At 64.3% G+C, this 12659-nt stretch carries 14 protein-coding genes; 11 read left to right on the top strand and 3 right to left on the bottom strand.

Translation table 11 applies throughout. The features are described 5' to 3' along the window. The first annotated feature begins 27 nt into the window (after positions 1-27). A complete protein-coding gene (gatB, locus tag KBZ22_RS03165) occupies positions 28-1536 on the top strand; it encodes an Asp-tRNA(Asn)/Glu-tRNA(Gln) amidotransferase subunit GatB (protein ID WP_255021007.1) in 1509 nt (502 codons plus the stop codon). On the opposite strand, the gene coaE is transcribed toward gatB, so the two are convergent. Beyond that, positions 1526-2113, bottom strand: a complete 588-nt coding sequence (coaE, locus tag KBZ22_RS03160; RefSeq protein WP_255021006.1) for a dephospho-CoA kinase — start codon at positions 2111-2113, stop codon at positions 1526-1528. The two genes, gatB and coaE, sit on opposite strands and share 11 nt — an antisense overlap. A gap of 58 nt (positions 2114-2171) precedes the next feature. On the opposite strand from coaE, the gene argJ reads away from it, so the two are divergent. Together argJ and KBZ22_RS03150 are read left to right on the top strand one after the other, a co-directional pair. After that, on the top strand, positions 2172-3374 hold the full coding sequence (gene argJ, locus KBZ22_RS03155) for a bifunctional glutamate N-acetyltransferase/amino-acid acetyltransferase ArgJ (protein WP_255021005.1): 1203 nt from the start codon (positions 2172-2174) through the stop codon (positions 3372-3374). A 108-nt stretch (positions 3375-3482) separates the two neighbouring features. Beyond that, entirely contained in the window at positions 3483-3659 is a 177-nt protein-coding gene (locus KBZ22_RS03150; protein WP_255021004.1) for a hypothetical protein, read from the top strand. Positions 3660-3747: 88 nt separating this feature from the next. Here KBZ22_RS03150 and KBZ22_RS03145 read toward each other — a convergent pair whose 3' ends face one another. Further along, on the bottom strand, positions 3748-3921 hold the full coding sequence (locus KBZ22_RS03145; protein ID WP_193486311.1) for a hypothetical protein: 174 nt from the start codon (positions 3919-3921) through the stop codon (positions 3748-3750). Between the two features lie 56 nt (positions 3922-3977). On the opposite strand from KBZ22_RS03145, the gene KBZ22_RS03140 reads away from it, so the two are divergent. From KBZ22_RS03140 to KBZ22_RS03130, 3 genes are read left to right on the top strand one after another with little or no spacing between them, the layout of a single operon-like run. After that, positions 3978-4427 (top strand): hypothetical protein, encoded by a 450-nt coding sequence (locus KBZ22_RS03140; protein WP_255021003.1) that lies wholly within the window; start codon positions 3978-3980, stop codon positions 4425-4427. Beyond that, positions 4424-4720: a hypothetical protein gene (locus KBZ22_RS03135; protein ID WP_106632868.1), complete on the top strand. Its 297-nt coding sequence runs from the start codon at positions 4424-4426 to the stop codon at positions 4718-4720. The genes KBZ22_RS03140 and KBZ22_RS03135 overlap by 4 nt, the downstream gene beginning before the upstream one ends. Continuing rightward, positions 4720-6384 carry an AarF/ABC1/UbiB kinase family protein gene (locus tag KBZ22_RS03130; protein WP_255021174.1) on the top strand — a complete coding sequence of 555 codons (1665 nt, stop codon included), beginning with the start codon at positions 4720-4722 and terminating at the stop codon, positions 6382-6384. Before KBZ22_RS03135 ends, KBZ22_RS03130 begins: the two co-directional genes overlap by 1 nt. A gap of 18 nt (positions 6385-6402) precedes the next feature. On the opposite strand, the gene eno is transcribed toward KBZ22_RS03130, so the two are convergent. Continuing rightward, positions 6403-7698, bottom strand: a complete 1296-nt coding sequence (gene eno / locus KBZ22_RS03125; RefSeq protein WP_255021002.1) for a phosphopyruvate hydratase — start codon at positions 7696-7698, stop codon at positions 6403-6405. Positions 7699-7852: 154 nt separating this feature from the next. Here eno and gloA point away from each other — a divergent pair, with 154 nt between their 5' ends. The 5 genes from gloA to rplK all read left to right on the top strand — a co-directional run bounded on the left by gloA (position 7853) and on the right by rplK (position 12579). After that, positions 7853-8245, top strand: coding sequence for a lactoylglutathione lyase (gene gloA / locus KBZ22_RS03120; RefSeq protein WP_254941896.1), 393 nt, complete (start codon positions 7853-7855; stop codon positions 8243-8245). A gap of 11 nt (positions 8246-8256) precedes the next feature. After that, positions 8257-10995 carry an ATP-dependent Clp protease ATP-binding subunit gene (locus tag KBZ22_RS03115; RefSeq protein WP_255021001.1) on the top strand — a complete coding sequence of 913 codons (2739 nt, stop codon included), beginning with the start codon at positions 8257-8259 and terminating at the stop codon, positions 10993-10995. 47 nt (positions 10996-11042) lie between these two features. Then, the gene (gene secE, locus KBZ22_RS03110; protein ID WP_161956167.1) at positions 11043-11303 is read left to right on the top strand and encodes a preprotein translocase subunit SecE; all 261 of its coding nucleotides are present in this window, start codon (positions 11043-11045) and stop codon (positions 11301-11303) included. A 179-nt stretch (positions 11304-11482) separates the two neighbouring features. After that, positions 11483-12049, top strand: coding sequence for a transcription termination/antitermination protein NusG (nusG, locus tag KBZ22_RS03105; RefSeq protein WP_396093237.1), 567 nt, complete (start codon positions 11483-11485; stop codon positions 12047-12049). Between the two features lie 104 nt (positions 12050-12153). Then, positions 12154-12579 (top strand): 50S ribosomal protein L11, encoded by a 426-nt coding sequence (gene rplK, locus KBZ22_RS03100; RefSeq protein WP_106632872.1) that lies wholly within the window; start codon positions 12154-12156, stop codon positions 12577-12579. The last annotated feature ends 80 nt before the right edge of the window (positions 12580-12659 follow it).

Raw genomic sequence — 12659 nt, 5'->3', positions numbered from 1 at the left:
GGATCGGCTCAGGCATTGATACAGGCCATGGCAGGCGCGGCAGTAGCACCAGAATTACTAGCCCAATCCCAGCAGGCTCCTTGGGAGGCGGTGATTGGCCTTGAGACCCATGTGCAGCTGGGCACCGCCAGCAAGATTTTCACCAGCGCCTCCACCGCCTTCGGCGACGCCCCCAACACCCATATCGACCCGGTGGTGTGTGGCCTGCCCGGCACGTTGCCAGTGCTTAATCAAAAGGTGCTCGAGTATGCAGTGAAGGCGGCCCTTGCCCTCAACCTGCATATTGCTGCGCACAGTAAGTTTGATCGCAAACAATATTTTTATCCCGACCTGCCCAAGAATTATCAGATCTCCCAATTCGATGAGCCAATCGCTGAAGATGGTTGGATTGAAGTTGAGGTGGCCGAAAAAGGCAAAGAAACCTATTTGAAGCGCATCGGTATAGAGCGGCTTCACATGGAAGAAGACGCCGGCAAATTGGTACACGCCGGTAGTGATCGCCTAGACGGCTCTACCCACTCCCTGGTGGACTACAACCGCGCCGGAGTAGCTCTGGCTGAGATTGTTAGCAAGCCGGATTTGCGCACCGGCCGCGAGGCGGCGGAATACGCCTCGGAGATTCGCCGGATCATGCGTTATCTGGGCGTGAGTGATGGCAACATGCAGGAGGGTTCCTTGCGCTGCGATGTAAATATATCCGTGCGGCGCGGCCCTGATGCCCCCTTCGGCACCAAGGTGGAAATCAAGAATATGAATTCCTTCTCGGCTATCCAGAAGGCGATTGATTACGAGATTCAGCGCCAGATCAAGGCCTACGAAACCGGCGAGCCGGTGCGGCAGGAAACCCGCCTTTGGGATGAATCCAAACAGCTCACTAAGAGCATGCGCGGTAAAGAGGGCGCCAGCGACTACCGCTACTTCCCCGATCCCGACCTTGGACCCATCGAGGTGAGTGATGCCCAGCGGGAGGGCTGGCGCGCCGAGCTGCCCGAGTTGCCCGCTGCTAAGCGGCATCGCTATGCCGACCAGCTGGGTCTGTCGATCTACGACGCCCGAGTGCTCACCGATGAGCGCTCGATGGCCGAATACTTCGAGGCCGCGGTGGCTGCCGGCGCTGATGCCAAGGGCATCGCCAACTGGGTCACCGGCGATATTGCCGCCTATGTAAATGCTAATAGGCTGGCTATTGCAGAGTTGCCCCTTAAGCCCGAGCAGCTAGCTGAGCTGGTGCAGCTGATTGAGGGCGGAATTATTAGCGGCAAAATTGCTAAAGAGATTCTGCCCGAGTTGCTTGAGCAGGGCGGTTCTGCCAAGGCGATCGTGGCGGAGCGCGGCCTTGGCATGATCAGTGACCCCGCTGCTATTACGGCAATTGTGGAGGAGCTGCTGGCTGCCCACCCCGAGGAGGTGGAAGCCTTCCGCGGCGGTAAAACCAAGTTGCAGGGTTTCTTTGTGGGTCAGCTGATGAAAAAAACCGGTGGCAAGGCCGACCCCAAGCTCGCCAACCAGATTCTGATCCAGAAGCTCAACGGCTGAGCGCCTGCTCCACCTGGGCGGCGAGCTGGTCGGGCCCGCCCCGGTTGTTGAGCACCACATCTGCCAGCTGGCGCTTGCGCGCCAGCGGCCACTGGGCGGCTATCCGGGCGCGGGCATCGGCCTCGCCCAGGCCATCTCGGGCCATCAACCGCTGCAGTTGCTGCGTCTCGTTGCAGTCCACCAGCCACACCTCGCTGCAGAGAGTTTCCAGTCCCGCTTCAAATAGCAGCGGCACCACCAGCACCACCACCGGCTCTGCCGCCAGCGCTTGCAGCTTGGCGTCAAAGCACGCCCGCACGATCGGATGCAGCAGCTGCTCCAGCCAGCGGCGCTCGGCGTTATCGCCAAATACGATCTGCCCTAGGGCGGCGCGATTGATCTCCCCGCCGTGCGCCCGGATCCCATCCCCGTAGCGCTCCAGCACCGCGCCGGCCCCGGTGCTGCCCGGCGTCAGTGCGTCTCGTGCGTACACATCCGCATCAAGCAGAGGCAGCCCCCGCGCCGCCAGCAGCCGGCCCACGCTGCTTTTGCCGCTGGCGATACCGCCGGTGAGGCCTATGCGGCGTGCAGCAACCATGGCTGTTGAGAAGGGGCGTGGCGCTATTCCATGCTCAGGTTCGCAGTAGCTGCAGCCCGTGACCCACCCCTGGCACCCGATCCCCGGCGGCATCACCGCCCCCCGTGGCTTCCAAGCCGCCGCTGTCACCGCGGGCCTGAAGGCTTCCGGCAATCCCGACCTCTCCTTGCTGCTGGCGCCCGAGGGCGCCGTGTGCGCTGGCACCTTCACCACCTCGGTGGTGCGGGCCGCCTGCGTGGATCTCTGCGCCGAGCGCCTGGCGGATTCAGGCGGTCATGCCCGGGCGGTGCTCACCAATTCCGGCCAGGCCAATGCCTGCACCGGCGATCGGGGCCTGATCGATAGCCTGCGGGCCACCCAGGCCGTCGCCGATCGGTTGGGTCTGGCGCCTGAAGAGGTGCTGATCTGCTCCACCGGTGTGATCGGCGTGCCGATTCCGATGGGCACCTTGCTGGCGGGTCTTGATCCCTTGGTGGCGGCCCTCAGTCCCGAGGGTGGGGCCGCGGCAGCCACCGCCATCCTCACCACCGATCTGGTGGCTAAGCAGATCGCTCTGGAGGCGGATCTGGGCGGCCGCAGCGTCCGCATCGGCGGCATGGCCAAGGGCTCGGGAATGATCCACCCAAATATGGCCACGATGCTGGGCTACCTCAGCTGCGATGCGGGCGTGCCCGCCGAGGTGTGGCAGGCGATGGTGCGGCGGGCGGTGGATCGCTCCTTTAATGCGATCACGGTGGACGGCGACACCAGCACCAATGACACGTTCCTGGCCTTTGCAGCCGGGGAGCTCCTAGGCCACGAGCACTACGAAGCGCTGGAGGCCGGCCTGACGGCGGTGTCGCAACACCTGGCCAAGGCGATTGCCCGCGATGGCGAGGGCGCCACCTGCCTGATCGAGGTGCAGGCGCAGGGCGCTGCCGATGACGCCGGCGCTCGTGCCATTGCGCGCACCGTGTGCGGCTCGTCGCTGGTGAAATGCGCCGTGCATGGCCGCGACCCCAACTGGGGCCGGATCGTGGCCGCCGCCGGCCGGGCCGGTGTGCTTTTTGCTGCTGATCTGGTGGCCCTGTGGCTGGGCGAGCACCAGCTGATGGTCGCTGGCCAGCCCCTGGCTTTCGATCGCGCCGCCGCCAGCACCTATCTGCAGAGCGACACGGTGATTATTCGCCTGGTGGTGGGCGATGGCCCCGGCACAGGTGTCGCCTGGGGCTGCGACCTTTCGGCTCAATATGTCCGCATCAACGCCGATTACACGACCTAATTATCTGAAGGCAAACCAAACGAGTCTTCAGCCCATCGCCGTTGGAATTCCTACAGTGATTAGAATTCCAAATGTGATTAAAGGTCTTGGTCGAGGAGAGCAGCAGCGATGAGCAACCCCCTATGGATGCTTGTGCCCTGGGCGGTTTTTGCAATCGCGGCAGGAATCAAGTTTTGGCGCTTGACCAGCCTGTTCCGCAGGCACCTAATCGGCACCCCGTCCGGCACCGAGCAGTTCAGGAGCTCCCTTGAGCGAGCCTGGGCTAAGGACCAGCAGGCCGCCTGACAGAGCTCCGCAAGAGCCGTTACAAATTGTGATATGTTTGGGTTTGGTCATCGAGCGGTCCTGGACGGGTCCGCTTTTTTATTGGCCTTTATTTGTTGATCGCTCGCCAAATCCACCAAATAACCAGCCCCAGCAGCGCCCATGGCAGCAGCGCTCTAAAAACAACCGCCACCAGCAACACCACCAGCAACGACACCGCGGTGCGCTTTGTCAAAGCCTTCGCCTCGTCGCTCATGAAGCGCCAGCGTGGAATCAGGGCCATCTGTTCTTAGGCGGGGACTCCCCCCAGCAAAGCCCCTCCCCCTAGATTTGGCACCTATGGCTCAAGTGGCTTCGGTTTCAGCAGCTCCGCCATCCCAGCAACGCCCCCGATGGCAGGTGCCATTGCTTGTGGGCTTTTGCTTTGGCCTCGGTTATGGCGTCACCCAGCGGCTGCTTGCCCTGCAGCTGCCTTCCCTGGTGCGCCTTGGTCAGGGCTTTGAGGTGCGGCCCTTCCCGGGCACCTCGCTGGAGAGCCTGCGGCTGCGGTTTGGCGCTGAAAACCAGGACATCCGCGGTGACGCCGATCTTTTGCAGTTAGAGCAGCAACCCGATACAGCCTCTCCCGCCGCCAGCGAAGCTGAGCCGCCTCAGGAGTTGCCCTCGCCCGCGGCTGAACCGGAAGCCCAGGCTGTCCCCGCTGACGCGCCCAGCCTGGATGCCCCGCCGCCTCCAGATTTGCCTAGCGCTGATCTGCCACAGTCCACACCTGCTGCCAGGCCCCAATGAGTGCGCCGCAATCGCTTGTCCAAGCTGCCTTGCAGCGCTTGGGGGCTCGCTTAGGCAGCGGCCTCGTTGATGCGGCCGCCAATCTGGCTCTGCTGGCTCAGGACGCTCCGGAGCGGCTGCGTCAGGAGTTTCAGCTTTTCTGGGACGAAGTGGAAGCAGAAGCTGCCCGGATCGAGAGGGACGACGAGCCGGAGGTAGCCATCACGGCACCGTCTGTGGATATTCAGGATCAAATCGATGCCCTGCGCGCCCGGGTGGCGGCCATGGCTCGCCGACTGGACCAGGATTCGTGATCCTGCTTAGGCCGCTGCGCATCTGGTGGTTGGCCCTGGCCCTGCTGCTCGGTCTGTGGTGGGACGGCCAAGCCTGGAGCTATGTCGGTGGTGTCACCCCAGAGCGGCAGCGGAGCCGTCAGCGGCGCCGGGCCCGCTGGCTCACCCAGGCATTCCTGGGGCTTGGCTCAGCCTTTATCAAGCTGGGCCAATTGCTTTCGGCCCGTCCCGACGTGCTGCCCGCTGAACTGGTGGAGGAGCTAGCCACCCTGCAGGACCGGGTTCCCGCCTTCCCCTTTGCGGTGGTGCAAGACCTGCTGGAGCAGGAGTTGGGTGAGCGCTGCGCCGAGATAATTGACCTGGAGAGCGAGCCGCTGGGTTCGGCCAGCCTGGCCCAAGTGCACCGCGCCAGCCTGCGCAGCGGCCGTCAGGTGGTGTTCAAGGTGCAGCGCCCTGGCTTGGAGCGCACCTTCCGGCTCGACCTTGAGGTGATGCAACAAGTTGCTGCGGCGGTGCAGCGCCATCCCCGCTGGGGCCGCGGCCGCGACTGGATCGGCATTGCCCAGGAGTGCCGGCGGGTGTTGCTCAGAGAGCTCGACTTCCGGCTGGAGGCCGAGCACGCGGCCCGCTTCCGCCAGCAGTTTCTTGACGATCCCGGCATCCGCATTCCAGCCGTGGTGTGGGAATTGAGTACCCGCCGGGTGCTTTGCCTCGACTATGTGCCTGGCATCAAGATCACCGATCGCCAGGCCCTGATCGAGGCTGGAATCGTGCCCGCCGCCGTAGCGGAAAAGGGCGCCGCCAGCTACCTGCAGCAGCTGGTGCGGTTTGGCTTTTTCCACGCAGATCCCCACCCCGGCAACCTGGCCGTTGCCGCCGATGGGGCCCTCATCTACTACGACTTCGGCATGATGGGGCAGCTCTCCAGCCGCCTGCGGGGCCGCCTGGGCAGCATGGTGCGTGCCGCAGCTGGCCGAGACGCAGCTGGTTTGGTCAAGGAGCTGCAGCAGGCGGGTGTGATTGCACCTGGTGTTGATCCTGGCCCGGTGCGGCGCCTGGTGCGGGTGATGCTGGAAGAGGCGCTGACGCCCCCCTTTTCCGCCAATGTGCTTGAGCGCCTGTCGGGCGACTTATACGACCTGGTTTACGGACAGCCCTTCAGGTTGCCCCCAGAGCTGATCTTTGTGATGCGGGCCCTCTCCACGTTTGAGGGGGTCGGCCGCAGCCTCGATAGCGGCTTTAGCTTGGTGGCGATTGCCCGCCCCTACCTACTTCCCCTAATGACTTCAAGCGGTGGCAGTGGTTCTGGTGTTGGCGGTAGTGCAAACGACCTCTTCAACGAAATCTCGCGCCAGGCGGCAGAGGTGGGCAGCCGCGCCTTGGGTATTCCCAAACGATTAGACGACAGCCTGGCGCGCATCGAGCAGGGCGACCTGCAGGTGCAGATTCGCGCCGGCGAAACTGATCGCCTGCTCCGGCGCTTGGCCCTGGCCCAGCAGGCTGCGGGTCAGTCCATGCTGCTAGCTGGTTTGGCAGTTGCGGCGGCCCTGCTGGCGGTCAGTGCTCGGCCCGCCTTAGTAATCATTCCCCTGCTGGCCAGCCTGCCTGTGGGGCTCAGCTGGGTCAAGCTGCAGGGCCGGCTTAAGCGCGATGGCCGGATTGATCAATTGCCCACTTCTCGCTGAGCAAAGAGGGGGTTGAGCTCAGGCCTTGCCGCGGGGGCCCCGGTCTTCAGCGCCGGCATATATCGCTTGGCTGCCGAGTTCGTCCTCAATCCGGAGCAGTTGATTGTATTTAGCCACCCGATCGGAGCGACTGAGGGATCCGGTTTTGATCTGGCCGGCACGGGTTGCCACGGCGAGGTCGGCGATGGTGGTGTCTTCGGTTTCGCCGGAGCGGTGGCTGATGACACTGGTGTAGCCAGCCCGGCCGGCTAGATCGATCGCCTGCAGGGTTTCGGTGAGCGAGCCGATCTGATTCACTTTGATCAGAATTGAATTGGCGACACCAAGATCGATGCCCCGCTGTAGCCGGGCGGTGTTGGTCACAAACAGGTCGTCGCCCACCAGCTGCACCGTTTTGCCAAGGCGCTCGGTGAGTAGGGCCCAACCATCCCAGTCGTCTTCGGCGATGCCGTCTTCAATTGAAACGATCGGGAACCGGCTGGCCAACTGGGCTAACTGGTCCACCATCTCGGCGCTGCTGTAGCTTCCGCCGCCGAAGTTGTAGCGGCCATCTTTGAAAAACTCGGTGCTGGCCACATCCAGAGCTAGGGAGATCTGGTCGCCGGGCCGATAACCTGCCTTCTCGATTGCTTGCACCAGCAGTTCTCCGGCGGCGTCATTGCTGGCCAGGTCGGGAGCAAAGCCGCCCTCATCGCCAACGGCGGTTGAGAGGCCCTGGCTGTTCAGCAAACCCTTGAGGGTGTGGAACACCTCTGCGCCCATTCGCAGGGCTTCGCGGAAGCTGCTGGCGCCATGGGGCACCAACATGAATTCCTGAAAATCCATGTTGTTGGAGGCGTGGGCGCCGCCGTTGATCACATTCATCAGCGGCACCGGCAACAGGTTGGCCAGCGGGCCGCCTAGGTAGCGGTAGAGGGGCAGGCCGACGCCGTTGGCGGCTGCCCGGGCGGTGGCCAGGCTCACGGCCAACACGGCGTTGGCACCGAGGCTGGACTTGTTATCACTGCCGTCGAGTTCGGCCATGGCACCGTCCACGGCGCTTTGGTCAAGGGCGCTGAGGCCACAAAGGGCCGGGGCGATTCGCTCTTCGATGTTGTTGACGGCTTGGGTGACGCCCTTGCCGAAGTAACGGCTGCCGCCATCGCGCAGCTCATGGGCCTCATGGGCACCGGTGCTAGCGCCACTCGGCACAATCGCCCGGCCGCTGGCGCCTCCCTCCAGCAGCACCTCGGCCTCCACCGTGGGTGTGCCGCGGGAATCCAACACCTCCCGTGCCACCACGGTGTCAATAACAAGGTCGAGGGAATCGATCACGTTGAAGTGCCATTGGCGCTCTCTGTCGAGATCCTATGGGTCACCCCCACCCATCCATTTGTGCTGATGGGTACCGCCCTTGGGGTTGCTCGCCACAGTTGCTCGCCACAATGGAATTTGTTGTGCCCAGGTTGATGCCTGGCCTGATCCGCTGATGCGCATGCTGCACACCATGCTCCGGGTTGGCGATCTGGAGCGCTCCCTCACCTTTTATACGGAGGTGTTGGGGATGCGGATGCTGCGCCGCAAGGACTATCCCTCAGGCCGTTTCACCCTCGCCTTTGTGGGTTACGGCGAGGAGCGGGACACCACCGTGCTGGAGCTAACTCACAACTGGGACACCAGTCACTACGACCTTGGTGCGGGCTATGGCCACATCGCCCTAGGAGTGGAGGACATCCAGTCGGTTTGCGATGCAATCCGGGCTAAGGGCGGCAAGGTGGTGCGCGAACCCGGTCCGATGAAGCACGGCAACACGGTGATCGCCTTTGTGGAAGATCCTGATGGCTACAAGGTGGAACTAATCCAGCTCTCCTCCCGCGGCTGACCGCTAAGCCCATGCCCCCAAGCCTCACCAGCGAACCAGATCGCTTCAGCGAAGACGCCTGGGAGTTGCTCTTGGCCTCCCAGGACACGGCTCGCCGTTGGCGCCATGGCGCCATGGATGTGGAGCACCTGCTGCAGACCCTGCTGCTGGAAAGACGCTTCGGGCGCTGGCTGGATCCCCTGCCGCTTGAGCCCGATCGCCTGCTCGATCAGCTCGAGAGTTTCTGCGTCGACCAACCCGGCAGCGCCGGCGGTGAGCTGTACATCGGCGATGCCCTTGAGGATCTGCTCGAGGATGGGGACCGCTGCCGGGCCGCCTGGGGGGACTCTCTTTTAGACGTATCCCACCTGCTGGTCGCTTTGGTGCGCGATCCCCGGATCGGGGCGTCGTTGCTGGCGGCTGAGGGGCTCAGCGAAGACTTGCTGCAACGCCAGTTTCGGCCTGGCTCCCCTGCCAGCCCAGCCCCACCGGCTCCTGCTTCCCCGCAGGCGCCAGCTCCCCCCCCGGATGCCTGGATCGACGCGGGCCCGTCTCCGCTTGCGCCGGTGGCCGCGGCCCCGCTTGCAGCCCCACAGGCTGTCGCCCCACTGGAGCAGGAGCCGCCCGAGCCCAGCGCCCTGGAGCGCTATGGCCGGGACCTCACTGCAGCGGCCCGGGCCGGCGAACTCGACCCGGTGATCGGCCGCGACTTGGAGATGCGACGCCTGATTCAGGTGCTCTCACGCCGCAGCAAGAACAACCCGGTGCTGATTGGGGAGCCCGGCGTCGGCAAGACCGCCGTGGCCGAGCTGCTGGCCCAGCGGATCGTGGCCGGTGAAGTGCCCGACTCGCTCCAGGGTCTGCGGCTGGTGGCCCTGGATTTGGGCGCCTTGATCGCAGGAGCCAAGTTTCGCGGCCAGTTTGAGGAGCGCCTGCGGACCGTGCTCAAGGAGGTGCACGACGCCGATGCCGTTCCTGGGGCAGCCGGGGTAGTGCTGTTTATCGACGAGCTGCATACGGTGGTGAGCGGCGATCGCTCCAACGCCGACGCCGGCAGCGTGCTCAAGCCAGCCCTGGCTCAGGGCTATCTGCGCTGCATCGGCGCCACCACCGCCGAGGACTACCGCCGCAGCATCGAGAAGGATCCGGGCCTGGAGCGCCGCTTCCAGCAGGTGCTGATCAAGGAGCCAGGCCTCGACACCAGTGTGGAAATTCTGCGGGGCCTAAAGGAGCGCTACGAGTTGCACCACGGCGTGGCCATCACCGACCAGGCTTTGGTGGCGGCAACTCGCCTGGCCGACCGCTACATCACCGATCGTTGTTTGCCCGATTCGGCCATTGATCTGGTGGATGAGGCCGCCGCCCAGTTGCGCATGGAGGTCACCTCCAAGCCCCAGCTGGTGGAAGCTGCCGAGGCCGAGCTGCGCCGGGTGGAGCTGGCCCTGCTCTCGGCTGAGGCGGCGCCGCTGGAGGAGCGGCTGCAGTTGCAGGAGCAGCGCCGCCGCGCCACCGAGGCCCTGCAGGCGTTGCAGCAGCGCTGGCAGGCGGAGCGGGAGCGACTGGCGGAGCTGCGGGAGCTGTTGCAGCAAGACGAAGACCTACGCCACGCCATTACCGAGGCCGAGCGGGAGGGTGACTATGAGGAAGCAGCCCGGTTGCAGCACGACCAGCTCAATGGCTTGCAGCAGCGCCGCGAAACCCTTGAGGCCGAACTGAAGGGGGAGACGATCCTGCGTGAACAGGTGGAGGAGGGCGACATCGCCGATGTGGTGGCCCGCTGGACCGGCATTCCGGTGCAGCGCCTGCTGGCGGGGGAGCGCCAGAAATTGCTGGAGCTGGAGCAACTCTTGGGCGAGCGGGTGGTTGGCCAGCTAGAGGCGGTGGCGGCGGTGGCCGCGGCGATCCGCCGCGCTCGGGCTGGTATGCAGTCGCCAACGCGGCCGGTGGGTTCGTTTTTATTTCTGGGCCCCACCGGCGTGGGCAAAACCGAGCTGGCTAAGGCTCTGGCGGCGGCGCTGTTCGACGAGGACGACGCCCTGGTGCGTCTCGACATGAGCGAATTCATGGAGCGCAACGCCGTGGCCCGGCTGGTGGGTGCACCCCCTGGCTATGTGGGCTATGAGGAGGGCGGCCAGCTCACCGAGGCGGTGCGGCGCCGGCCCTACGCGGTGCTGTTGCTTGATGAGGTGGAGAAGGCCCACCCGGAGGTGTTCAATTTGCTGCTGCAGGTGCTCGACGACGGCCGCCTCACCGATTCCCAGGGCCGCACCGTGGACTTCCGCCACACGGTGGTGATCATGACCAGCAACCTGGCCAGCCGCGCCATCCTCGACAGTGCAAAGGCGGCACGGGAGGCGGGTTTGGAGCCTGACCAGCAGGCCTGGCTCGATCAGCAGACCTGGCTCGACCAGCAAATAGACCAGGCATTAGCCAGCCAGTTTCGGCCGGAATTCCTTAATCGCATTGACGAGGTGATCCGCTTCCGCCCCCTTGGTCCAGCCGACCTGCAGCGCATCGTGCGCCTGCAACTGGCCGAGCTGGCCCGGCTGCTGGCTGAGCAGCACCTGGAGCTGGAGGTGCCGGAGCCGGTGGTGCAGGCCCTGGCTGAGCAGGGTTACGAGCCCGAATACGGCGCCCGGCCCCTGCGGCGGGTGCTGCGGCGCCAGCTGGAAAATCCCCTGGCTACCGAGCTGCTGGCCGAGCGCTTCAGTGGCGCACGGGGCGTGCGTGTTGAGCCGGGCAATCCCTTGACCTTTGTGCCCCTCGGCTAGGGTGTTCGTTTGCCGGTACGCGCGGACGCCCCCGTGCGCGAGCGCCAGTGGACCCAACCCCCCAAACTCCCGACTCCAAAGAGGCAGAACCCAGCCCCGATGCGTCCATCTCGCCTGCCGCTGCCTCGGCGGTGCCTGATGGCTTTGCTGCCGCCACCCTGGCGGAACTCCGCAAAGTCGTTTGGCCCAGCCGTCAGCAGCTGTTTAGCGAATCGGTGGCCGTGATCTTGATGGTGAGTCTCTCGGCGGCAGCGATCGCCGCCATCGATCGTTTTTATGGCTGGGGGGCCAATCAGGTGTTCCGTTGAGCCGATCCGTAGTCGATCCCCCGTCCGTTGATCCCGTTTCTTTCCTGAGCCCCGTGTCCGAGTCCCTGACCGACAGCCAAATCGAAGCCACTGAGCTTGCGGCCGAAGAGCTCGAGCTTGCGGCAGAAGAGCTCGAGCTGGTGCCCCAAGTACTGGAAGCACCGGCGCCGGTGGAGAAGATGCAGGTGGCCCGCTGGTATGCGGTGCAGGTGGCCTCCAGCTGCGAGAAGAAGGTGAAGGCCACGCTCGAGCAGCGGGCCGTCACCTTGGGCGTCGACAACCGGATCCTCGAGATCGAGATCCCCCAGACCCCGGGGATGAAGCTGAAGAAGGATGGCTCGCGCCAGAGCACGGAGGAAAAGGTATTTCCCGGCTATGTGCTGGTGCGAATGGTGCTCGACGAAGACACCATGATGGCGGTGCGCAGCACCCCCAACGTGATCAATTTCGTGGGGGCAGAGGAGCGGCGCGCAACGGCCAAGGCCCGCGGCCACATCAAGCCCAGGCCGCTCAGCCGCACGGAAGTGGATCGCATCTTTAAGCGAGCCGCAGAAAAGAAGGCAGTCGTCAAGGTGGATCTCGCCGAAGGCGATCAGATCCTGGTCACGGCTGGTCCTTTCAAGGATTTCCAGGGCGAGGTGATCGAGGTTTCCGGCGAGCGCAACAAGCTCAAGGCCCTGCTCTCGATCTTTGGCCGGGAAACCCCGGTGGAGCTCGAGTTTTCCCAGATCAGCAAGCAGAGCTAGGTTTCGGCCCCGCTCAGCGGCCGTCTCCCTGCGGAGGGCGGCCGTTTCAGTTCACATCCCCGGCGATGGGGGTGATCCGCAGATTCGCCCCGTAGCCTTAGACGATGGCCAAGAAAGTCGTTGCCGTTATCAAGCTGGCCCTCCAGGCCGGCAAAGCCAACCCCGCGCCGCCGGTGGGCCCTGCCCTCGGTCAGCACGGCGTCAACATCATGGCGTTCTGCAAGGAGTACAACGCTCGGACGCAGGAGAAGGCTGGATATGTGATCCCGGTTGAAATTTCGGTCTTTGAAGACCGCAGCTTCACCTTCATCACCAAGACCCCTCCCGCTTCCGTGCTGATCTCCAAAGCAGCCGGTATCGAGAAGGGTGCCGCCACCTCTGCCAAGGGTTCGGTGGGTGCCATCAGCCGCGCCCAGCTCGAGGAGATCGCCAAAACCAAGCTGCCCGACCTCAACTGCACCAGCGTTGAATCGGCCATGCGCATCATCGAAGGCACCGCCCGCAACATGGGCGTCGCCGTTAACGATTAATTCCACCCCTTATTCGGGGGAGATCCAGGCAGCCTTGACCAGTTCATCTGCTCAACAGCCACGCCCTGAATCGCCCGTAC

The organism is Cyanobium sp. L1E-Cus (genome assembly GCF_024345755.1).
In the GTDB taxonomy this organism is placed as follows: Bacteria; Cyanobacteriota; Cyanobacteriia; order PCC-6307; family Cyanobiaceae; genus Cyanobium_A; species Cyanobium_A usitatum.
The sequence above is the reverse complement of the archived record's forward strand: the minus strand, read 5'-3'. Positions and strand labels throughout refer to the sequence as shown.